20 protein-coding genes are annotated in these 22,511 nt (G+C 64.1%); 10 read left to right on the top strand and 10 right to left on the bottom strand.

What is annotated here, in order from left to right; all coding sequences use genetic code 11:
* Positions 1-27 precede the first annotated feature (27 nt).
* Positions 28-411, bottom strand: a complete 384-nt coding sequence (locus tag LB515_RS17230) for a RidA family protein (RefSeq protein WP_140541985.1) — start codon at positions 409-411, stop codon at positions 28-30.
* Between the two features lie 252 nt (positions 412-663).
* Here LB515_RS17230 and LB515_RS17235 point away from each other — a divergent pair, with 252 nt between their 5' ends.
* From LB515_RS17235 to LB515_RS17275, 9 genes are all read left to right on the top strand, one after another.
* The gene (locus LB515_RS17235; protein ID WP_224600926.1) at positions 664-1,668 is read left to right on the top strand and encodes an ABC transporter substrate-binding protein; all 1,005 of its coding nucleotides are present in this window, start codon (positions 664-666) and stop codon (positions 1,666-1,668) included.
* A gap of 15 nt (positions 1,669-1,683) precedes the next feature.
* On the top strand, positions 1,684-2,505 hold the full coding sequence (locus LB515_RS17240; RefSeq protein WP_224600927.1) for an ABC transporter ATP-binding protein: 822 nt from the start codon (positions 1,684-1,686) through the stop codon (positions 2,503-2,505).
* On the top strand, positions 2,492-3,343 hold the full coding sequence (locus LB515_RS17245; protein ID WP_224600928.1) for an ABC transporter permease: 852 nt from the start codon (positions 2,492-2,494) through the stop codon (positions 3,341-3,343). The genes LB515_RS17240 and LB515_RS17245 overlap by 14 nt, the downstream gene beginning before the upstream one ends.
* A 75-nt stretch (positions 3,344-3,418) precedes the next feature.
* Positions 3,419-4,717 carry a cytosine deaminase gene (locus tag LB515_RS17250; RefSeq protein WP_224708430.1) on the top strand — a complete coding sequence of 433 codons (1,299 nt, stop codon included), beginning with the start codon at positions 3,419-3,421 and terminating at the stop codon, positions 4,715-4,717.
* 2 nt (positions 4,718-4,719) lie between these two features.
* A complete protein-coding gene (locus LB515_RS17255; protein WP_224708500.1) occupies positions 4,720-6,123 on the top strand; it encodes an FAD-binding oxidoreductase in 1,404 nt (467 codons plus the stop codon).
* Entirely contained in the window at positions 6,123-6,704 is a 582-nt protein-coding gene (locus LB515_RS17260; RefSeq protein WP_224708431.1) for an NAD(P)H-dependent oxidoreductase, read from the top strand. The genes LB515_RS17255 and LB515_RS17260 overlap by 1 nt, the downstream gene beginning before the upstream one ends.
* Positions 6,704-7,291, top strand: a complete 588-nt coding sequence (locus tag LB515_RS17265) for an NAD(P)H-dependent oxidoreductase (protein ID WP_224708432.1) — start codon at positions 6,704-6,706, stop codon at positions 7,289-7,291. Before LB515_RS17260 ends, LB515_RS17265 begins: the two co-directional genes overlap by 1 nt.
* A 72-nt stretch (positions 7,292-7,363) precedes the next feature.
* Positions 7,364-7,597: a hypothetical protein gene (locus LB515_RS17270; protein ID WP_095764901.1), complete on the top strand. Its 234-nt coding sequence runs from the start codon at positions 7,364-7,366 to the stop codon at positions 7,595-7,597.
* Positions 7,594-7,884, top strand: coding sequence for a type II toxin-antitoxin system RelE/ParE family toxin (locus LB515_RS17275; protein ID WP_224601904.1), 291 nt, complete (start codon positions 7,594-7,596; stop codon positions 7,882-7,884). Before LB515_RS17270 ends, LB515_RS17275 begins: the two co-directional genes overlap by 4 nt.
* A gap of 55 nt (positions 7,885-7,939) precedes the next feature.
* Here the strand turns inward: LB515_RS17275 and LB515_RS17280 are convergent, their stop codons facing one another.
* The 4 genes from LB515_RS17280 to LB515_RS17295 all read right to left on the bottom strand — a co-directional run bounded on the left by LB515_RS17280 (position 7,940) and on the right by LB515_RS17295 (position 14,704).
* A complete protein-coding gene (locus tag LB515_RS17280; RefSeq protein ID WP_224708433.1) occupies positions 7,940-10,387 on the bottom strand; it encodes an FAD-dependent oxidoreductase in 2,448 nt (815 codons plus the stop codon).
* Entirely contained in the window at positions 10,384-11,565 is a 1,182-nt protein-coding gene (locus LB515_RS17285) for a pyridoxal phosphate-dependent aminotransferase (protein ID WP_224545488.1), read from the bottom strand. The genes LB515_RS17280 and LB515_RS17285 overlap by 4 nt, the downstream gene beginning before the upstream one ends.
* The gene (locus LB515_RS17290; protein WP_224708434.1) at positions 11,565-14,018 is read right to left on the bottom strand and encodes an FAD-dependent oxidoreductase; all 2,454 of its coding nucleotides are present in this window, start codon (positions 14,016-14,018) and stop codon (positions 11,565-11,567) included. Before LB515_RS17290 ends, LB515_RS17285 begins: the two co-directional genes overlap by 1 nt.
* Positions 14,019-14,116: 98 nt before the next feature.
* Positions 14,117-14,704, bottom strand: a complete 588-nt coding sequence (locus tag LB515_RS17295) for a helix-turn-helix domain-containing protein (RefSeq protein WP_224600936.1) — start codon at positions 14,702-14,704, stop codon at positions 14,117-14,119.
* 232 nt (positions 14,705-14,936) lie between these two features.
* Between LB515_RS17295 and LB515_RS17300 the strand changes: the two genes are divergently transcribed.
* Positions 14,937-15,641 carry a nitroreductase gene (locus tag LB515_RS17300; protein ID WP_095764905.1) on the top strand — a complete coding sequence of 235 codons (705 nt, stop codon included), beginning with the start codon at positions 14,937-14,939 and terminating at the stop codon, positions 15,639-15,641.
* Positions 15,642-15,655: 14 nt separating this feature from the next.
* Here the strand turns inward: LB515_RS17300 and LB515_RS17305 are convergent, their stop codons facing one another.
* The 5 genes from LB515_RS17305 to LB515_RS17325 all read right to left on the bottom strand — a co-directional run bounded on the left by LB515_RS17305 (position 15,656) and on the right by LB515_RS17325 (position 22,402).
* Positions 15,656-17,038: an MFS transporter gene (locus LB515_RS17305; protein WP_224708435.1), complete on the bottom strand. Its 1,383-nt coding sequence runs from the start codon at positions 17,036-17,038 to the stop codon at positions 15,656-15,658.
* Between the two features lie 225 nt (positions 17,039-17,263).
* Entirely contained in the window at positions 17,264-17,851 is a 588-nt protein-coding gene (gene soxG / locus LB515_RS17310; protein WP_224708501.1) for a sarcosine oxidase subunit gamma family protein, read from the bottom strand.
* Between the two features lie 7 nt (positions 17,852-17,858).
* Positions 17,859-20,852 carry a sarcosine oxidase subunit alpha gene (locus LB515_RS17315; protein WP_224708436.1) on the bottom strand — a complete coding sequence of 998 codons (2,994 nt, stop codon included), beginning with the start codon at positions 20,850-20,852 and terminating at the stop codon, positions 17,859-17,861.
* Complete coding sequence (locus LB515_RS17320) at positions 20,849-21,127, bottom strand: sarcosine oxidase subunit delta (RefSeq protein ID WP_095764908.1); 279 nt, start codon at positions 21,125-21,127, stop codon at positions 20,849-20,851. Before LB515_RS17320 ends, LB515_RS17315 begins: the two co-directional genes overlap by 4 nt.
* A gap of 15 nt (positions 21,128-21,142) precedes the next feature.
* Positions 21,143-22,402, bottom strand: a complete 1,260-nt coding sequence (locus tag LB515_RS17325) for a sarcosine oxidase subunit beta (RefSeq protein WP_224600940.1) — start codon at positions 22,400-22,402, stop codon at positions 21,143-21,145.
* Between the last annotated feature and the right edge of the window lie 109 nt (positions 22,403-22,511).

Raw genomic sequence — 22,511 nt, forward strand, 5'->3', positions numbered from 1 at the left:
AGGTCTAGAGCCTATCCCCTGAAACAGCTAGCCCGCTGCCAGAACTTCGACCTCGACCTTGAATTCCGGGCGGGCGAAGCCGGAGACGATCATCAGCGTGGAGGCCGGCGCCGGATCGGAAAAGAGCCGGTTGCGGACATCCATATAGGCCTGCAGGTGCTCGCGGCCGATGACGAAGGCGTTGATGCGCACGATGTCGTTCAAGGTCAGCCCGGCCTCGCTCAGAATCGCGGCGATGTTCTTGAAGCAGAGCTCGGCCTGCGCGCCGGCGTCCTCCGGCACGGCATCGTCGGGGCCGATTCCCAATTGACCCGAGCAGAGCACCAGGCGCTTTCCGGCCGGTATTTCGACGCCGTGGCTGTAGCGGGCGAAAGGCGGCTTGATCGACTTGGGGGCGAGGTATTTGAGCATGGCATTCTCCTGTCGGCCGACAGCCTAGTGGCGGATTCATGAAACATTCAAGATGCCGTGGACGCCGCCAGGAGCGATTATGGACAGGCGTCCAAAAAATAGGCACGATGCCTCGCGTACGGCATGACCCGTCCGGTCTCGGCAACGACTGCCGCACGAGCAGGCGGCCCTGGCGGTGGCATGTGTCTTGCTTCTTGAATCAATGGTGTCGAGCCAGCGCGTTGCGCGCCGGAGCCAAGAGAGGGTGAGTTTATGATCGGACAAGGAAAGATCCTGGCGGGCGCCGTCGCCCTGCTGGCGGCGGGCACGCTGGGTGCGGCCGCAAACGAAAAGGTGACGTTCGGCACCAACTGGCTGGCCGAGCCGGAGCATGGCGGCTACTACCAGGCGATCGCCGACGGCACCTATGCCGCCTGCGGCCTTGATGTCACCATCATGCAGGGCGGCCCGCAGGTCAGCGGCCGGCCGATGCTGCTTGCCGGCAAGATCGATTTCTACATGGGCGGCAACCTGCTGTCGGCCTTCGATGCCGTGCAGCAGGGTATTCCGATGCGCGTCGTTGCCGCCGATTTCCAGAAGGATCCGCAAGTCATCATGTCCCATCCGGGAGAGGGGCTGGACAAGTGGGAAGACCTGAAGAACGCCGACCAGTACATCATGGGTGACGAAGGCGCGCAGACCTTCTTCCAGTGGATGGTCACCGATCTAGGCTTCGACGCCGCCAAGCGCGTGCCCTACACGTTCAATCCGGCGCCCTTCATCGCCAACAAGAAGTCGATTCAGCAAGGCTATGTGACCTCCGAGCCGTTCGCGGTGCAGAAGCAGGGAGGCTTCACGCCGAACCAGTTCCTGCTTGCCGACAATGGCTGGGACACCTATGCGACGACCATCGAGGTGATGCAGGATACGATCGACAAGCGGCCGGAGGTGGTCCAGTGCTTCGTCGATGGCTCGGCCAAGGGCTGGTACAAGTACCTCTATGGCGACAACAAGGCCGCCAACGACATGATCAAGAAGGACAATCCCGACATGACGGACGAGCAGATCGCCTTCTCGATCGAGCAGTTGAAGAAGTTCGGCATTGTCGATTCGGGCGATTCGGAAAAGCTCGGCATCGGCACGATGAACGAAGCCCGCATCCAGAGTTTCTACGACAAGATGGTCAAGGCCAAGGTCGCGCAGCCGGGTCTCGACATCAAGAAGGCCTATACGCTGGCCTTCATCAACAAAGGTGTCGGGCTGGAGCTGAAGAAGTAAGGCGGCCGGCCTGAGATGATCCAGGAGAAAGTGGCTGAGACGCCGGCGGCATCGGGCGAGGCTCCGATGCTGCTGGCATTACGCAATGTCGGCAAGGTTTTTTCCAACGGCGTGACGGCGCTGAGCAAGGTCGACCTGGCGATCCGTGAAGGCGATTTCCTGAGCCTGCTCGGCCCCTCCGGTTGCGGTAAGTCGACGGCGCTCAGGTTGATCGCGGGTCTCTCGACGCCGACCTCCGGCCAGCTCGACTGGCGCGGCTCGATCGACCGCTCGAACATCGGCTTCGTCTTCCAGGAGCCGACGCTGCTGCCCTGGGCCAGCGTCTTCGACAATGTCTGGCTGCCGCTGAGGCTGAAGGGCGTGTCACGCGCCAAGGCGGAGCCGGCCGTGATGGAGATGCTGTCGCGCGTCCACCTCACCGGCTTCGAGAACGCCGTGCCGCGCGAGCTTTCCGGCGGCATGAAGATGCGCGTCTCGATCGCGCGGGCCATGGTGACGAAGCCGCGCATCCTTCTGATGGACGAGCCTTTCGCCGCGCTCGACGAGATCACCCGCTTCAAGCTCAACAACGATCTTTTGGAGCTGTGGCAGGACGAGCGCTTCACCGTCGTCTTCGTCACCCACAGCGTCTTCGAGAGCGTGTTCCTATCCAGCCGCGTCGTCGTCATGGCCGCGCGGCCGGGCCGCGTCCATGGCGAACTCCCCATCAACGCGCCCTATCCGCGCGACGAGGCGTTCCGCACCTCGCCGGGCTATGCTGCGCTTTGCCGGCAGGCCTCGGGCGTGCTGGTCGACGCAATCAACTCAACCGCCGGATCGCAAAATGACGGCCATTGAAGACAATGTCCTGACGCTCGATCCGGAAGAGGCGCGCCGCGCCCGCCAGGAGCGGCTGGAGCGCATCGGCAAATGGGTGCTGCCGCTGGCGATCATGGTGCTGGCGATCGTGCTGTGGGACCGCATCTGCGTCTGGAACGAGATCCCGCAATATATCCTGCCGCGGCCGGCCGTGGTGCTGCAGACGCTGCACAACGATGCGGGGCTGTTGTTCTCCTCACTGCTGGTGACGCTCAGGATCACCTTTTTCAGCTTGGCTCTCGCCGTGATCGGTGGCGTCGGACTGGCGGTGCTGTTCGCGCAATCGAAATGGGTGGAGATGTCGTTCTTCCCCTTCGCCATCGTGCTGCAGGTGACGCCAATCGTCGCCATCTTCCCTTTGATCAACATCTATGTGGACAACCAGACCGTCAAACTGCTGCTCTGCGCCTGGATCGTCGCCTTCTTTCCGATCCTCTCCAACACCACGCTCGGCCTGAACTCGGTCGATCGGAACCTGCGGGACCTGTTCAAGCTCAACGGCGCGACGCGCTGGCAGCAATTGCGCTATCTGCGGCTGCCGGCGGCGATGCCCTATTTCCTCGGCGGGCTGAAGATCGCCGGCGGCCTGTCGCTGATCGGCGCGGTGGTGGCGGAATTCGTCGCCGGCGCGCAGGGGCAGTCATCGGGGCTCGCGTCCCGCATCATCGAGGCCGGCTACCGGCTCAACGCGCCGCGCCTGTTCGCGGCGCTGATCCTGATCTCGCTCACCGGCATCCTTATCTTCCTGGTGCTGTCGCTGGTGTCGCATCTCATCCTGCGCCGCTGGCACGAGAGCGCGCTGAAACAGGAGCGGTAAGGTGCGCGATGCAATTGAGAATAGTGAGGCGCCCATTTGGGCACCAGTTCTGCATAAGACAGCGGGGGCCAGACCTTGATACCAACCTCTGGTTCTTATCGCCTGGTTAACGTTCGGCTTCATCGATCGCTCACGCCGGATCTTGCCGCCGCCTTCGATCCGGATGGGTTTGCGCTTGCCAACATTATCATCACCAACGGCAAGATCGCCGATCTTGCCGCGCACGACCGGGCAGAGGCGCACCCCGGCGCGATCGACCTTGCCGGCCGCATTGTGATGCCGTGCTTCGTCGACTGCCATACCCATATCGACAAGGGCCATATCTGGCCGCGAAAGCCCAATCCGGACGGCACTTTCATGGGCGCGCTCAATGCCACCGGCGCCGACCGCACCACGCGCTGGAGCGCCGAGGATGTCGCGCGCCGCATGGACTTCTCGCTGCGCTCGGCCTACGCGCATGGCACCAAGGCTATACGCACGCATCTCGACAGCGTGCCGCCGCAGGAGGAGATCTCCTGGCCGGTGTTTGAAACGATGCGGGAAAAATGGCGCGGGCGCATCGAGCTGCAGGCGGCCTGCCTGCTCGGCATCGAAGGCGTGCGCGACAAGGCCTGGTTCGAACGGTTGGCGAAGCGCGTCGCCGCGGCCAAGGGCGTGCTCGGCGTCGTCACCTATATGGTACCCGATCTCGAGGAACTGCTCGACAAGGTGTTCGCCCAGGCGATCGAGCATGGGCTCGATCTCGATTTCCATGCCGACGAGACCGACGATGTCGCGGCCATCTCGCTGAAGAAGATCGCCGAGGCGTCGCTGTGGAACGGTTTCGAGGGCAATATCCTGGTCGGCCATTGCTGCTCGTTGGCGCGCCAGCCGGACCTCGAGGTGCTCGACACGCTGGACAAGGTGGCGAAGGCGCGGCTTGCCGTGGTGTCGCTGCCGATGTGCAATCTCTATCTGCAGGACCGCCGCAGCGATCACACCACCCCGCGCTGGCGCGGCGTGACGCTGCTGCACGAGATGAAGGCGCGCGGCATCAAGGTGGCGGTTGCTTCCGACAACACGCGCGATCCCTTCTACGCCTATGGCGATCTCGATATGCTGGAGGTCTACCGCATGGCGACGCGCATCCTGCATTTCGATCACCCGGTCGGCGACTGGCCGAAGGCTGTAGCGGCGACGCCGGCCGAAGTGACGCGGCTCGACGGCGCCGGCACGCTGGCCGCCGGCGGCAGCGCCGACTTCGTTGTCTTCAAGGGGCGGAGCTGGACCGAATTGCTGTCGCGGCCCGAATCGGATCGCATCGTGGTGCGCGACGGCAGGGCGATCGAACGCCAACTGCCCGACTATGCCGAACTCGACGAACTGATGGTGTGATGATGGATATCGCAGCGCTGAAGCGCGATCTCGAAGGGATCAAGCTCGACGACCATCCGGCCATCGTCCAGCAGAAGAGCCGCGACTTCTACTGGTACAGCCCGGTGCTGAAGGCGCAACTCGATCACATCAAAGGCGACCTGATCGTCACGCCGAAGAACGAAGATGAAGTCATCCGCGTGCTTGCCGCATGCCACAGGCACGGCGTTCCGGTGACGCCGCGCGGCAGCGGCACCGGCAATTATGGGCAGGCGATGCCGCTGTCGGGCGGCGTGGTGCTGAACCTCGCCGAGATGAACGAGATCAAGACGATCGCGCCGGGGCGGGTGGTGACCGGGCCGGGCGCGGTGCTGGCCGACATCGACAAGGCGACGCGGGCGCATTCCGGACAGGAGTTGAGGCTCTCGCCCTCGACCTACAACACCGCCTCGATCGGCGGCTTCATCGCTGGCGGTTCGGGCGGCGTCGGCTCGATCAATTTCGGCGGCTTGCGCGATTTCGGCAATGTGCTGCGCCTACGCGTCGTCACCATGGAGGCCGAGCCCAAGGCGCTCGAACTCACCGGCGAAGATCTGCACAAGGTGACCCATGCCTACGGCACCAACGGCATCATCACCGAGGTCGAGATGCCGCTGACCGCCGCCTATGATTGGATCGACGTTATCGTCGGCTTCGACAAATTCATGGGTGCAGCCCGCTACGGCAACGCGCTGGCCTGCCAGGACGGCATCCTGACCAAGCTGATCACGCCGATCGCCGCACCCGTGCCGCAGCTCTATTTCAAGCGACACCAGAAATTCCTGGGCGAGGGGCAAAGCATCTGCGTCATCATGGTCGCGAAGCATGGGCTCGACGCCTTCCTGGCCTTCACCCGGCGCGCCGGCGGCGAGGTCATCTTCAATGCGGCGACCGCGACGGACGAGGACAAGAAGGGCCTGCCGCCGGCCTATGAGCTTGCCTGGAACCACACGACCCTGCGGGCACTGCGCGTCGACCCGTCGATCACCTATCTGCAGTCGCTCTATCCGTTCCCCAACCAGCTGGCGCTGGTCGAGAAGATGGACGCGATGTTCACGGGCGAGGTGTTCTCGCATCTGGAATTCGTGCGGCTCGACGGCAACATCACCTGCTTCGGCCTGCCGCTGGTCAAGTTCACCACCGAGGCGCGGCTCAACGAAATCATCCGCCTGCATGAGGAGAATGGCTGCCCGATCTTCAACCCGCACCGCTACACGCTGGAAGAGGGCGGCATGAAGCAGACCGACGAGATCCAGCTTGCCTTCAAGCGCCAGACCGATCCGCAAGGGCTGCTCAATCCCGGCAAGATGATCGCCTGGGAAAACCCGGACTATGATTATCGCTCCGGCCGCACGTTCCTGTTCAAGGGATTGCAGAAGGCGGGGTGATGAAAATCCTCGTGCTTTACGCTCATCCGGTGGAGACCAGCTTCAACGCCGGCCTGCACAAGACGATCGTCGAGCGGCTCGCCGCGGCGGGGCATGCGGTCGACGACTGCGACCTCTATGCCGAGGATTTCGACCCAAGGCTGACACGCGCCGAGCGGCTCGGCTACCACGACCCGCGCGGGCCGGACGACGCGGTCGCCGGCTATGTCGAAAGGCTGAAGAATGCCGAAGCGCTGGTGCTGTCGTTTCCGGTCTGGAACTATGGCTATCCGGCAATCCTGAAAGGTTTTTTCGACCGCGTCTTCCTGCCCGGCGTGTCGTTCAAGCTGGTCGACGGCAAAGTGCAGCCGACATTGCACAACATCCGCAAGCTCGCGGCCATCACCACCTATGGCGGCAGCCGCTTTCGCGCCATGCTGATGGGCGACCCGCCGCGCAAGATCGTCAAGCGCATGCTGCGGGCGACCATCAAGCCAGGCGCTCCCGTCTCCTATCTCGCGCATTATTCGATGAACCTATCCACAGACGAGACGCGCAAAGTCTTCATGGCGAAGGTCGCGGCGACGATGGACGCCTTCTGATGCGCGTGCTGGTGGTCTATTGCCATCCGGTGCCGGAAAGCTATTGCGCGGCGATCCGTGACATGGCGGTGGAGGTGCTGAAAGGACGGGGCTGGGACGTACGGCTGCTCGATCTCTATGCCGAGAATTTCGATCCGGTGATGAGTTGCGATGAGCGGCGCTTCTACAACGACCGGGCTCCGCAAGACCCGGCGCTAACGCCGCATTTCGAGCATCTGCAATGGGCGCAGGCGATTCTCTTCATCTACCCGACCTGGTGGTACGGATTGCCGGCGATGCTGAAGGGCTGGTTCGACCGCGTGTGGGCGACCGAGATCGCCTTCAAGCTGCCGGCCGGCAAGGGACGCATCACGTCGCTGATGCGACACGTCACCAAGGTCGGCGTCATCACCACCTGCGGCGCGCCGACCTGGTGGAGCGTGGTCGTCGGCCAGCCGGGACGCAAGACGATTTTACGCGGCATGCGGGCGCTATGCGCCACGCGCTGCAAGACGTTTTTCCTGGCGCACTATCTGATGGATGCCTCGACGCCGAAGAGCCGGGCGGGGTTTCTGGTCAAAGTCCGCAGGACGCTTGAGCGGTTTTAGGGGCCTTCAGCTATCCTGCGGGATTGTGGCGAACGCCTTTTTTTATGCGGAAATGAAGTGCATAATAAGGGCATGACCAAGCTTTTCGAGCATGCAGTCCAACGTGTTCGCACCTTGCCTCCTGAATTGCAGGACGAGTACGCACGTGTCCTCTTGCGCCTCGCGGGTGAAGTGGGGGACGAACCTATTCACCAACTGAGCCGAGAGGAAAAAGCCTCGCTCGCAATGTCCCGAGCGCAGGCTGCGCGTGGTGAATTTGCAACCGACGAGGAAGTCCGCGCTGTTTGGGCGAAGCACGGCCTGTGAAGCTTCGTTACACGCCGGCGGCGTTAGCCGAGTTAGACGAGGTTCTCGGCAATATCGCGTTGCAGTCACCCAAAGGGGCGAAGCGGATCCAAGCCAGACTCCACGCAGTCATCAATCTATTGCTTGAACATCCTTTGGCCGGCGTTGCTACAGACGAAAGGCCGATGCGCCGGATTGTCGTGCGGCCTTATCCCTACCTGATCTATTATGAGCCTTCCGCCGCCGAAATTGTGATTGTCGGTATCCGACACGGTGCTCGCGATCCGTCAACCATGCCGGACAAGTAATAGCGACTCTTGGTCACGCCTGCGGGCAATCCTGCCCGAAGCCGCGAGAGGAAAGCTACATCCTCACCCGTTCCGCCTTCGGATCGTACATCGGCTTCAGCGAGGCTTCCGCCGTGAAACGCTCGCCGGCGATCTCCACCTCATAGGATGAGCCCAGCACATCCGCCTCGCTCTCGCCTTGGCAAGGCACATAGCCAAGCCCGATCGCGCCGCCGAGATGGTGGCCGTAATTGCCTGATGTGATCGGGCCGACGATCTTGCCGTCGCGCAGGATGGCCTCGTTGTGGAAGAGGAGCGGCTGCGGGTCCTTCAGACGAAACTGCACCAGCCGGCGTGACAGACCGGCTTCCTTCTTCCTGAGCACAGCGTCGCGGCCGATGAAGCCGGATTTGCTCGTCTTCACCGCAAAGCCGAGGCCCGCCTCCAGCACATTGTCCTCGTCGGTGATGTCGTGGCCGAAATGCCGGAAGGCCTTTTCGATGCGGCAGGAATCAAGCGTGTGCAGGCCGCAGAGTTTCAGGCCGACATCGGCGCCGGCTTCGGTGATCGCCTCGAAGACATGGGCCGCCTGCTCGGTCGAGATATAGAGTTCCCAGCCAAGCTCGCCGACATAGGTGACGCGGTGGGCGCGGGCCAGACCCATGCCGATCTCGATCTCCTGGAAAGTGCCGAACGGATTGGCTTGGTTGGAGAAGTCGTTCGGGCTGACCTTCTGGATCAGTTTTCGCGCCTCCGGACCCATGACGCAGATCACGGCTTCGGCGGCGGTGACGTCGGTGATGACGACGAACTCGTCGGCGACATGCTTTCTCAGCCAGGCGAAGTCGCGCTGCAGCGTGGCGCCCGGCACGACCAGGAAATAGGCCGTATCCGAAAGCCGCGTCACGGTGAGGTCGCTCTCGATGCCGCCGCGCTGGTTGAGCATCTGCGTGTAGACGATCTTGCCCGGCGCCACGTCCATGTCGTTGGCGCAGAGCCGCTGCAGGAAGGCGCAGGCATCGCGACCCTCGACGCGGATCTTGCCGAAGGAAGTCATGTCGAACAGGCCGACGCCGTTGCGCACCGCGAGATGTTCCTCGCGCTGGTTGTCGAACCAGTTCTGCCGCTTCCAGGAATAGCGGTATTCGCGCTCCTGGCCTTCGCGCGCGAACCAGTTGGCGCGCTCCCAGCCCGCCACCTCGCCGAAGACGGCGCCGCGCGCCTTCAGGTGCTCGTGCAAGGGCGAGCGGCGCACGCCGCGCGAGGTCGCCATCTGGCGATAGGGGAAATGGTCGGCATAGAGCAGGCCGAGCGTTTCGGAGACGCGCTCCTTGAGGTAGCGGCGGTTCTTCTGGAAAGGCTGGGCGCGGCGGATATCGACCTCCCACAGGTCGAAGGGCGCCTCGCCGTCATTGATCCATTGCGCCAGCGCCATGCCGGCGCCGCCGGAGGAGACGATGCCGATCGAGTTATAGCCCGTCGCCATCCAGTAGCCGGAAAGCTCCGGCGCCTCGCCGAGATAATAGCGGTCGTCCGGCGTGAAACTCTCCGGGCCGTTGAAGAAGGTATGGATGCCGGCGGTGCCCAGCATCGGCATGCGGTTGACGCCCATTTCGAGGATGGGCTCGAAATGGTCCATGTCCTCGGGCAACTGGTCGAAGCAGAAATCCTCGCGGATGCCGTCCATGCCCCAGGGCTTTGCCACCGGCTCGAAGGCGCCGAGCATCATCTTGCCGGCGTCCTCCTTGTAGTAGGCGCACTCGTCCGGCACGCGCAGCACCGGCAGGCGGGAGAGGCCGGGGATCGGCTCGGTGACGAGATAGAAATGCTCGCAGGCATGCAGCGGGATCGTAACGCCGTTCTGCCGACCCAACTCGCGCGCCCACATGCCGGCGCAGTTGACCACGATGTCGGTCTCGATCGTGCCTTGCTCCTCACCCTGCGCCCAGGAGACGCCGGAGACGCGGCCGTTCTTCGTATGAACCTTTGTGACCTTGACGTTCTCGATGAGGGAAGCACCGCGCTGGCGCGCGCCCTTGGCCAGCGCCATGGCGATGTTGGCGGGATCGCACTGGCCGTCGAGCGGCAGATGCACGGCGCCGACCACATCCGAGACGTTGAGATGCGGGTACATCTCCTTGACCTCGCGCGGCGAAATCTCGCGCACGTCGACATCGAAGGCGCGGGCGAGCGAAGCCTGCCTATAGATCTCGTGCTTGCGCTCCTCGGTCAGCGCGACAGTGATCGAGCCGACCTGGCGCATGCCGGTGCCGACATCGGTCTCAGCCTCGAGCTTGACGTAGAGATCGGCCGAATATTTCGCCAGCCGCGTCATGTTCTGGGAGCCGCGCAACTGGCCGATCAGCCCGGCCGCATGCCAGGTGGTGCCTGAGGTGAGCTGCTTGCGCTCCAAGAGCACGATGTCGGTCCAGCCGAGCTTGGCCAGATGATAGGCGACCGAGCAGCCGGAGACGCCGCCGCCGATGATTACCGCGCGGGCTTTGGCCGGGATGGTCTTGGTCATGCGGCCTCGCGGCGATAGTTGGAAGCGAAGCGGCGAACGCGAAGCGCTGCTTCCTTGAGGATGGATTCGGGCTGGCAGAGGCTGATGCGGATGTGGCCGGCGGCGGCTTCGCCGAAGCTCGATCCGGGCATCACGCCGACCTTTTCCTCGTCGAGCAGCGCCCAGGCGAATTTCTCGTCGTCGGGTTCGACCGCGGAGACATCGAGCATGATGTACATGCCGCCTTCGGAGCCGCGCACGGTGACTTCGTTGGCTCCGCGTATGGCATCGAGGAAGATCGCGCGCCGCGCGGCGTAACGCTCGGCGATATCCTTCACGCCATAGTGGTTTTCAAGCGCCTCGGCGCAAGCGATGGAGATGAAGGCTGGCAGGCCGTAGGTCGTGACCAGATTGAGGTCGGTCATCAGCGCGATCATCGCTTTCGGCCCGGTCAGCCAGCCCATGCGCCAGCCGGTCATGCCGTGGCTCTTCGACATGGAGTTGATGACCAGGGTGCGCTCGGCCATACCGGGCAGCGAGCGCGGCGAGATGTGCTCGCCGCCGCCGAGCGTCCAGTAGACCTCGTCCGACAGCAGCCAGAGATCGTGCTCCTTGCAGATTTCGGCCAGCCGTTCGAGCCGTTCGCGCGAATAGACGGCACCGGTCGGGTTGTTCGGCGTGTTGATCAGGATGGCGCGGGTGTTGGGCTTGAGCGCGGCGCGGATCATGTCTGCGCGAGGTTGAAATCCATCTTCGGCCGGTGTCTCGACCACCGTGAAGCTGGCGCCCGCGGCGCTGAAGGTGTTGGGGTAGGTGGCGTAGTAAGGCGCGACTACAATGGCGTGGTCGCCCGGGTCGAGCACGCCCTGCACGGCGGCGTAAAGCGCTGCCTGGCCGCCAGGCGTGGCGATGACCTCGTCGGGTTCCGTGAGGATGCCGGCGCAAACGGTCGCGGCGGCGGCCATCGCCTTGCGCAGGCGCGGCAGGCCGGGCAGCGGCGTGTAGTGATGGTTGCTGCCGCGCACGGCAGTCACGCAGGCTTCGATGGTTTCCGACGGCGTGTCGAAATCATGGTCGCCGACCGAGAGCACAATGATGTCTTCGCCGGCCTGCTTGCGATTCCAGGCGGCGAAATGGACCTCCCAGCCGTCCTTGCCGGAAGGCACGATACCGGTAATGCGTTTTGATGGCTTCGGCATCAGGCTCTCAACCTCTCATTCTTCGGATCCCACAGCGGCTCGTCGTTCTGGACGATGGCTTTGAAGCGATCGCCAAAAATCTCGACCTCGACCGCCGTGCCCGGCTCCGTGAGATCCGTGCGCAGCATGCCGAGCGCGATCGACTTGCCGACGCGGTGGCCCCAGCCGCCCGACGTCGTCTCGCCGACGATCGTGCCCTCATGCCAGAGCGTCGACATATAGGGTGCGTCGCAGTCGCCGGGGTTCTCGACAACCAAAGTGACGAAGCGCTTCTTCACGCCCTGCTGCTTCTCGTTGAGGAGAGCCGCCTTGCCGCGGAAGTCTGGCTTGTCCCATTTGACGAAGCGCTCCAGGCCGCCCTGCAGGATCGAATAGTCGGTCGAGAGGTCGCCCTTCCAGGTGCGGTAGCCTTTTTCCAGCCGCAGCGAATCCAGCGCATACATGCCGAAGGGTTCCAGCCCGTGCTTCCGGCCGGCGGCCCAGACGGCGTCGAAGACGGTCGCCGTGTCCGCGACCTTGGTGTGGATCTCCCAGCCGAGCTCGCCGGCGAAGGAGACGCGCACCAGCTTCGCCCAGCGCCCGGCAATGGTCGTTTCCTGATGCGTCAGCCAGGGCAGCGTCAGGTCGGCGTCGCAGACTTCGGCAAGGATCTTGCGCGAGTTCGGGCCGGCAAGGATTTGCGTTGAGTATTCCTCCGTCCGGTCCGTCAGCGTGAAGGCCGCGTCGGCGGGCATGCGCGACTTCAGCCATTCGAAATCATGCCACTGCGCGACAGCCGCAGTGATCAGCGTCATCTGGTCTTCGCCATGACGCACCACCGACATCTCGGTGACGATGCGGCCCTTGTCATCGGCGAAATAGACCAGGCCGATGCGGCCCGGTTTCGGCACCAGGCCGGTGACCTGCAGCGCCAGCCATTCGGCCGCGCCAGGGCCTTCGAGATTGAAGCGCGAGAAGCCGGGCAGGTCGAGGATACCGGCGGCGTCGCGCACGGCAAGGCATTCCTCGCGCACGCGCTGCTGCCACGGGCCGTCGCGGCGGAAGGTGAGGGTAGACTCTTCGGAAGTATCATCGCCGGGTTGTGCGTACCAAGTCGCGCGCTCCCAGCCATTATAGGCGTCGAACTGGCCGCCCAGCGCCTTGATGCGATCATGCAGCGGCGACAGCTTACGGTTGCGCCCCTCCGGCCAGGCATGGCGCGGGAACTGGATGGCGTATTCGTTGCCGTAGATCTCCATGCCCTTGGCGACGCAATAGTCGGGCGCCGAGGCGAAGCTGGTGAAACGGCGCGGATCGCAGGACCACATATCCCATTCGGTCTGGCCTTCGGTGACCCATTCGGCCAGCACCTTGCCGGCGCCGCCGCCTTGCGCGATGCCGAAGGTGAACACGCAGGCCTCGAAGGCGTTCGGCACGCCGGGCATCGGCCCGATCAGCGGATTGCCGTCCGGCGCGTAAGGGATCGGGCCGTTGATCACCTTGGAGAGGCCGGCGGTGCCGAGGATCGGCACGCGGGCGACGGCGTCGGCGAGGTAATGCTCGAGGCGGTCGAGATCGTCGGGGAAAAGCTGGAAGGAGAAATCCTCCGGCATCGGATCGTTGTGGGTCGCCCAATGCGCGCGGCAATTGCGCTCATAGGGGCCTAGATTCATGCCGCTCTTTTCCTGGCGCAAGTAATAAGACGTGTCGACGTCGCGCAGCAGCGGCAGCTTGTGGCCCTGTTCCTTCGTCCACGCGGCAAGCTCGGGGATTTCCTCGAACAATATGTACTGATGACTCATCACCATCATCGGCACGTCGCGCCCAAACATCTTGCCGACTTCGGCGGCGCGGTAGCCGGCCGCATTGATGACGATCTCGCAGCGGATCTCGCCTTGCGGGGTGGCGATCACCCATTCGCCGTTCTCGCGGCGCACGCCGGTGACCGGGCAGAAGCGGATGATCTTGGCGCCCATGTCACGCGCGCCTTTGGCCAGCGCCTGGGTCAGCTGAGCCGGGTCGATGTCGCCGTCGCTCGGGTCATAGAGCGCGCCCTTCAACTCATGCGTCTCGATGAAGGGGTAGCGGCGCTTGATCTCGTCGAGGCCGACGACGTCGATATCCATTCCCTGGTAGCGGCCCATGCCCTTGGCGCGCTGGAATTCCTGCATGCGCTCCTTGGTATGGGCGAGCCGGAGCGAGCCGGTTACATGGTAGTTCATCGGATAATCGACCGCTTCGGCCAGACCCCGGTAAAGCTCGGTCGAGTAGCGCTGCATGTTCATCAGCGACCAGGACGAGGAGAAGGTCGGCACGTTGCCGGCGGCATGCCAGGTCGAGCCTGAGGTCAGCTCGTTTTTTTCCAGAAGCACGCAATCGGTCCAGCCCGCCTTGCAGAGGTGATAGAGCGAGGAGGTGCCGACGACGCCGCCTCCGATGATCACCACGCGTGCCGTGGTCGGCAAACCGGCCATTTCTTCCTCCAGAGTCTCAGCGCTTCGCGCTTCGATTTTTGTTTTTGATGCATGTCGTTATCCCAAAACCGCTTCGCACTTTTGGTTGACATGCATTGTCAGTATACCGGTGGCGAAACCACCCAGATGACCACTGCCGGCTCGGCGCCGGGATTGCGCCAGCGGAACGGCTTGCCCTCGAAGCGGAACGAGTCGCCTTCGCCGAGACGATGCCAGACGCCGTCGATCTCGATCTCGAATGTGCCCGACGCGACATAGCCCGCTTCTTCCGTCGGGCGGCGCGTTTCTGTTTCCAGCTCCGCGCCCGGCGCGAACACCGAGCGCAGCATCTCGAAGCTACCGCCGAGATCGGGCGACAGAAGCTCCTCCACCAGGCCGGATTCGCTTGTGCCAAGCGAACGGCGGCTGCCGGCGCGCACGACCACGCCGCGTTCCTGCTCGACAGGCGCGTCATGGCTGAAGAACAGGCTGATCGGAACATCGAAGAGGCTGGCGAATGCCCGCAAGTCACCCAGCGAGGGAACCGAGAGGCCGCGCTCGACCTGGCTGACCCAGCCGACCGACCGGCCGAGCTTGAGGGCGATCTCGGCCAGTGTGAGGCCGCGCGCCTTGCGAAGCGCACGGATGTCGCCGGCCAGCAGCCGGTCGCCATTGTCCTGCTCCGATCTGGCAGTAGTCGAGCTCAAGCGTATCTCGTGAAAAAATCTATGTAAATTTCATGAAGCGGTAAAGTCATGAAAAAATCAAGGGGATTTTCATACCCCGCAAGATTTACTTGCGCGATTTTTGAGGTTGAGGCAAAGCCACGATCACGAACGGCGAGTGGGGACGTCCGGTCGGGGACCAATACAGTTTAGTGTCTGCGGATGGTCGCCATGGAACCGGTTGCAGTTCCGGCCATGCGCGAAGGGACGGCCCATGCTGGAGAAGAATAGCCGAATCGCCATGGACGCGGCGATCGTCGACGACGCGATCCTGTCGCGCCGGTCGGTGCGCGCGTTTCTGCCCGATATGGTCGATGACGACACGATCCGCGCGATCCTGGCGGTCGCCGCCCGCGCGCCTTCGGGCACCAACATGCAGCCCTGGCGCGTCTATGTGACCAAGGGCGAGGTCAAGCAGCGCATCAGCGACGCCATCCTCAATTCCGGCATCCGCGCAGAAAAGGCTGAGTGGGACGAGTACCGCTACTATCCCGACCAGTTCTTCGAACCCTATCTCACCCGCCGCCGCGCCAACGGCTTCGGGCTCTATGGCGTGCTGGGCATCGGCCGCCGCGAGGTCGACAGGATGCGCGCCCAGCACGACCGCAATTTCATCTTCTTCGATGCTCCCGTCGGCATGATCTTCACGATCGACCGGAGGCTGAACCAAGGGTCGTGGATCGACTACGGCATGTTCCTGCAGAACATCATGGTCGCGGCACGGGGCAGGGGACTGCATACCTGCCCGCAGGCGGCCTTTGCGCCCTATCACCGTCAGATCAGGCCGGTGCTCGATATTCCCGACGAGGAGATCGTCGTCTGCGGCATGGCGCTCGGCTACGAGGACACCTCGAAGCCCGAAAACGAGTTCCGCACCGACCGCGCGCCGCTCGAGGACTGGGTGACGTTCGCGAAGTAGCGTCGGCTGAGGCGTCAGTCGGTGCTCATATGCGCGCTATGGCCGCTGACATGGGCGCCGTCCTGCGGCGTCAGCCTCAGATAGGCCGACAGCGCGCAAAGGGTGATCAATCCTTCGATGACGAACAGGATGCGGTAGTCGTTGATGCCGGCCTTGCCGCCGCCGGCAAGCAGTGACAGCAGCGCGGCCGCGAGGCCGACGCTGATCGCCACCGCCAGCTGCCACAGGATGTAATAGAGCGCGCTGAAGCGCGCGAGCTGCTCCGGCGCGATGTCCGAATAGGAGAGATTGCCGGTCGAGGCCCATTGCACCGAGCGGAAGACGCCGAAGGCGAAAATATAGGCAAGCACGATCCAGGTCGGCAGGCTCTCCTGCATCAGGGCAAAGCCCGCGACCAATAGGGCGATGATCGGCGTGTTGATGACCAGCACGCGCTTGAAGCCGAAGCGGTTCAACAGGCGCGGCATGAAGAAGCGCATCAGCAATGATCCGATCGCGGCGACGAAGGTCAGCGATCCGGCCTGCACCGCGCTCATGCCGAAGCCGAGCTGGAACATCAGCGGCAAGAGGAAGACCACCGAGCTCAGGCCGATCGTGTCCAGTCCCCCGCCGGTCAGGAAGGAGATGCGGAAGGTGCGGATGCGCAGCAGGTTGAGATCGAGCAGGGGGTTGCGGGCGCGCAGGCAATAGAAGGAGGCAACCGTCAGGATGACGATCGCCAGGCCGAGCTCGATGCCGATCAAGCTGTTCGCGGCATCCTTGGCGGCAAGCGAATCCATGCCGAAGACCAGCAATCCCATGCCGCTTCCGACGAGCAGGAAGCCCGGCAAATCGAATGGCGTGCGCACCGGCTTGGTTGTCGTCGGAAACAGGGAGGCGGCCAGAAGCGCCGCGGTCAGCGCGATCGGGATGTTGATGTAGAAGATCCAGCGCCAGGAGACGTAAGTGGTGAGCGCGCCGCCGACGAGCGGCCCGACCAGCGGCCCGGATTGGCCGGCGAGTGAAATATACATGTTGATCTTCAGCGTGCGGTCGCGCGGGAAGCTCGACAGGATCACGACCTGACCAAGCGTGCCCATCAGCGCGCCGCCGCAGCCTTGCAGGGCGCGCGAGCCAACCAGCATCCAGATGTTTTCCGAAAGGCCGCACAAGGCCGAGGCGCCGGCGAAGACGAGCAGCGCCAAGCAATAGACGTTGCGCAGCCCAAAACGGTCGGCCAGCCAGCCGCCGAGCGGCATGGTGACGATGAGGCTGGCGACATAGACGGTGATCAAAAGGCCAAGCTGGCTTGGCGGCCGGTCGAGGCTCTCGCCGATGCCGGGCAGCGCGGTGACCACGACGTTCTGGTCGAGACTGGTCATGAACACGCCGCAAGCGACGGTTGCCGGCAACAGCATCGACGGACCCTCCGCCGGAGCAAAGCGGGTCGTGGCCGTCGCCGAAGTCTCAACAGTCATGGAAGGGTATGGTCGAACGGGTTGCCTGAGCGGACGTTTGCCCTGGCAAACGCCCGTGATTCCTTACCTATCGCGCCTGCTAGCCCAGCGCTCAAGCAGCAGTTGTAGCCGTCGATAATGCCAGATGCCGCCTGACCAATGCTAAGCCAGCAACGCCCGAGCGGGCTATTGCACTTCGTAACCGACTTCCTCCGAGGCGTGGCACAAGGCCTTCCAGAAGGAGCGCGCGAAGGAGCGGAAGACGTAGATGTCGAACTGGTCTGGGCCGCTGCGATGGATCTGGGCGAAGATGTCGTGATGGTTGGTCGAACGTCCGGCGCCGAGTGGAAAGGCCGGCAAGGCGAAATCGATAGCGAAGAACTTCGCCATCACCCATTCAGCCTTCGGACCGGCGATGCGGATCGCGGTACGGCCATGCGAGAGATCGGTCAGCGTACCGATGGCCGGCGTGATGGCGCCGGCGAAGGCTTGAGCAAGCCCCTCCGCTTCGTCGACCACGGTGAACTTTCCCGGCGCGAAGCCGAAGGCGGCGCGGGCGCCGCTGCTCACGCCGCCGCCGGCCCCGTCGGGCAGAGCGAGACCGGTGAGCTTGCCGATAATTTCGATCAGCTGCTTCTCTTCACCCGGCCATGCGGCGAGCTGCAGGATCGAGCCCGGCCGCGTCTCGGACAGAATGACATCGACGCCATGTTCGAAGTTGCCGTGCGAACCCGGATGATAATCAGGCTCGAGCGGCGATTGGCGTTCGGGCAAATGCTGCTCACCCATGCATGCGGCTCCCGTCCGGATCGTAGAAATGGTTGGAGACGATCTCGACCGGCCCAAACCGGTTGCGCAACGGATCCGAGACGAAGGCGCGCGTTCCATGACGCGCCTTGCCGCCCTTGACCAAAGCCAGCGCGATATATTTGCCGAGCGCCGGTGAATAGCAGCAGGCGGTGATGTGACCGAGCGAGTCGTGCGGATTGTCCTCGTCCAGTTCCTCGACGATATGGCCGCCGCCGTTGAGCGGCCGGTTGTCGAGGGCGATCAGTCCGACCAGCTCGAGCCGGTCAGGCGCGATCAAGCCTTCGCGGTCCATCATGGCCGAGCCGATGAACGGCTTCTTCTTCGACAGCATCCAGTCGAGATGGAGGTCGCGCGCCGTGGTGCGGCCGTCGATTTCTGCGCCGGTGACATGGCCCTTCTCGATGCGCATCGTGCCAAGCGCCTCGAGCCCGTAGGTCACAAGGCCGAACGGCTTGCCGGCCTCGATCAGGGCCTGCCAGACATGAGTCCCGTAGCCGGCGCCGGAATAGACCTCGAACGCCATTTCGCCGGAGAAGGACAGCCGGCAGACCATCACCGGCACGCCCGCAATCCGGCCATGGACGATACCCATGAAGGGCAGCGTAGCGTTGTCGACAGCGGTATCTTTTACGCAAGCGGCGAGGATGGCGCGCGCGTTCGGTCCGCCGATCGCCGCGCCCGCCCATTCGTCGGTGACGGAGGTGACGGTGACCTTCAGCTCCGGCCAGATGACGTCAAGGAAATATTCCAGATGCTGCATCACCTTGCCGGCATTGGCGGTGGTGGTGGTCATCAGGAATTCCTGCTCGCCGAGCCGCCAGGTGGTGCCATCGTCGAAGGCAAGCCCGTCCTCGCGCAGCATCAAGCCGTAGCGGGCCTTGCCGACGGCCAAAGTGGAGAACATGTTGGTGTAGACGCGGTCGAGAAACTCGGCCGCGTCCGGCCCCTGCACGGCGATCTTGCCCAGCGTCGAGACATCGACGATGCCGGCGCTTTCACGCGTTGCCCTGGCCTCGCGGACATAGGCCTGCTCGACCGTCTCGCCGGGAAGGCCGTAGATCATCGGCCGGTACCATAGGCCGGCCGAATACATGGTCGCGCCATTGGCGATGTGCCAGTCATGCATCGGCGTCAGGCGCTCGGGCTTGAGGTCGCCGAAACGCTCGGCAGCAAGGGAGCCGATCGAAACCGCCGTGTAAGGCGGGCGAAAGCGCGTCGTGCCGACTTCGGGGATCGGCTTGCCGAGCGCCTCGGCCATGATCGCAAGGCCAGGCACATTGGAGTTCTTGCCCTGGTCGGTCGCCATGCCGAGCGTGGTGTAGCGCTTCAGGTGCTCGACCGATACGAAGCCTTCGCGATGTGCGAGCCGCACGTCCTCGGCGGTGACATCATGCTGGAAGTCGACGAAGCTCTTGCCCTTGGCCTTGATCTCGAAGACCGGCGCCGGATCTGGATCGCCGGGGGCGGCTTCGACGATCGGCAGGGCTGCGGGAGCCGCCATTCCGCCGGCGGCCGAAACGCCGGCCGCGCGGCCCTCGGCGATGGCTTCGGCGGTGGAGAAGCTGCCGGTGAAGGCGCCTGCGCCGATCCAGCGCTGCGTCGGCTTGGGCGGCAGGAAGGCCTGCCTGGCCGGGTCCCATTCAGCCTTGGCGTCCGCCTGGCTGGCGAGATGAATGGTCGGCGACCAGCCACCCGACATCAAAAGGCTGTCGGCATGGATGCTGCGGGCATCGCCGCTGAGCGCACCGCTTATGGCGTCGAAGCGCTGCACCTTGAGACCGGTGAGGGCCTTGCCGCCCTCGGTCGCAACCACGGCGTGGCCGTCCAGCAGCTCGGCCTCGGCCTCGCCGGCGAGCCGGCGCATGTCGTTCGAGACGTCGGCGCGGACATCGACGATGGCAACAATGGTCGCGCCGGCCTTCTTTAACGCAACGGCCGAGCGGTAGGCGCTGTCGTTGTTGGTGAAGAGCGCGATGCGCTGTCCCGGCAGCACGCCATATTCATTGACGTAACGTTCCGCCGCATGCGCCAGCATGACGCCGGGACGGTCATTGCCCGGAAACACCAGCGGCCGCTCGAAGGAACCGGTGGCGAGCACCACCGTGCCGGCGCGGATCGCCCAGTAGCGCTGGCGCGGCTCGCCCTTGGCTGGCGTTTCCTTATGATCGGTCACCCGTTCGAGGGCGGCCAGCGTGTTGCCGTCGTAATAGCCCCACACCGTCGTGCGCGGCAAAAGCCGCACATTGTCGTTGCCTCCGAGCTGCGCGACCGTGCGCTGGGCCCATTCGGCGGCAGGCATGCCGTCGATGGTTTCGTCCGACCAGTTGGCGGAGCCGCCAAAATGGGCTTCGAGATCGGCGAGGATGACGCGGGCGCCCTGGTCGGCGGCGGCTTTCGCCGCCATCAGGCCGGCCGGACCGGCGCCGACGACCAACACGTCGCAAAATGCGTTCATACGCTCGTAGCGAGACGGATCGGGAGCGGTGCCAGCCTTGCCAAGGCCGGCGGCGCGACGGATGAAATGCTCGCAGAACATCCAGAAGCGCGTGCCCTTCAGCGGGCCGATCACCGGCCCCATGAAGGTCTTGTAGTAGAAGCCGGCCGACAGGAGCTTGCCGCCGAGCTGGTTGAGGGCGCCGATATCCCAAGCGAGCGAGGGGGTACGGTTCTGGCTGACGGCTACGAGCCCGTCATAGATCTCGACCATGGTGGCGGCGATGTTGGGCTCGCGCACCTCGCCACGCAGCACCGTCACCAGCGCGTTCGGCTCTTCGACACCGGCGGCAAGCAGGCCGCGCGGGCGATGATATTTGAAGGAGCGGCCGAACAGCGTCACGCCATTGGCAAGCAGCGCCGAGGCCAGCGTGTCCCCGGCATGGCCCGTATAGGGCGCACCGTCGAAGGTGAAGCGGATGGTGCGCAGCCGGTCGATCCGGCCGCCGGTCTCTGTGCGGCGCGGGCTCACGAGCGGCTCTCCGTCTTGTGGCCGCCACGGGCGAATGCGGTGCTGAGGATTTCGTGCGTGATTGTGTTGCGCACGACCCTGAGATGCGCGCGGCAACCGCCGGAATGCTGCCAGATCTCGTTGTGGTCACCGGCCGGATTCAGCCGGTCGTAGACATAGGCGTTCCAGGCGTCGAGATCCTGCGAGGCGGGCTGCGGCCGCTCGCGGTTGCCGTCGCCCTGATAGGTGAATTCGATAACGTCGCGCGGGCCGCAATAGGGACAGGTGATTAGCATTTTTCAATCCAAACCCTAGTGCAATCTGGGCGTCGCGCCCTGGCCTTTGTCGTCGATGACGAGGCCGCGGTAGAAACGGTCGAGCGTGAAGGGCGCGTTGAACTCGTGCGGCTCGTCCTTGGCAATGGTGTAGGCAAAGCACCAGCCGGAGGCCGGCGTCGCCTTGAAGCCGCCATAGCACCAGCCGCAATTGAGATACATGCCCGGCAGCGGACCGGCGGCGATGATCGGCGAGCCGTCCATCGTCATGTCGCACAGCCCGCCCCAGGAGCGCAGCATGCGCACGCGCGCCAGGCCGGGAAACAGCGCCACCATCTCGCTCATCACCTCGTCGACGATCGGCAGGCTGCCGCGCTGGGCGTAGCTGTTGTAGCCGTCGAGGTCGCCGCCATAGACCAGGCCGCCCTTGTCGGATTGCGAGATGTAGAAATGGCCCATGCCGAAGGTGAGAACGGTGTCGACGACAGGCTTCAGCGATTCCGAGACGAAGGCCTGCAGCACATGGCTTTCGATCGGCATGTGCGAGATGCCGGCAAGCTGCATGACGCGGCCGGTGCTGCCGGCAACCGCAAGCGCGACCTTCTTGGCGCGGATTTCGCCGCGCGTCGTCGAAACGCCGGTGATGCGGTCGCCGTCGCGCAGGAAGCCGGTGACCTCGCAATTCTCGATAATATCGACGCCGCGCCGGTCGGCGCCGCGCGCATAGCCCCAGGCGACCGCGTCGTGCCGGGCCGTGCCGGCGCGCGGCTGCATCAGCCCGCCAAGGACGGGAAAGCGCGCCGAACCCGAGACATCCAGCGCCGGCACAAGCCGCTTGATCTGGTCGACGCTCATCAGCTCGGCGTCGACGCCGAGATGGCGCATGGCGTTGCCGCGCCTGGCATAGTCGTCGAGCTGGGCTGGCGTGTGCGCGAGGTTCAGGCAGCCGCGCTGCGAGAACATGACGTTGTAGTTGAGGTCGTGCGAGAGATTCTCCCACAGCTTCATCGAATGTTCGTAGAAGCGGGTGTTCTGCGGCAAGAGATAGTTGGAGCGCACCGCCGTGGTGTTGCGGCCGACATTGCCGGAGCCGAGCCAGCCCTTTTCCAGCACCGCGACATTGGTGATGCCGTGTTCCTTGGCGAGATAATAGGCGGTCGAAAGACCGTGGCCGCCGCCGCCGATGACGATCACGTCATAGGAAGCCTTGGGGTCCGGCTTGCGCCAGGCGGGCTTCCAATCCTTGTTGCCGGTCAGCGCGTTCTTGAGCAGCGAGAAGGCTGAATATTCCGCCATTCTTCCTATCGTCCTTATGGTGCGAGGCGGCAGACTATAGAGCAGGCGGGAAGCGCAAAGCCAAGATTGCGCCATCGCTTTTCGACAGGCCGACTATCGCCGGCACGAT

Origin of the sequence: Mesorhizobium sp. CA15, from assembly GCF_020165215.1 — a bacterium.
GTDB lineage: Bacteria > Pseudomonadota > Alphaproteobacteria > Rhizobiales > Rhizobiaceae > Mesorhizobium.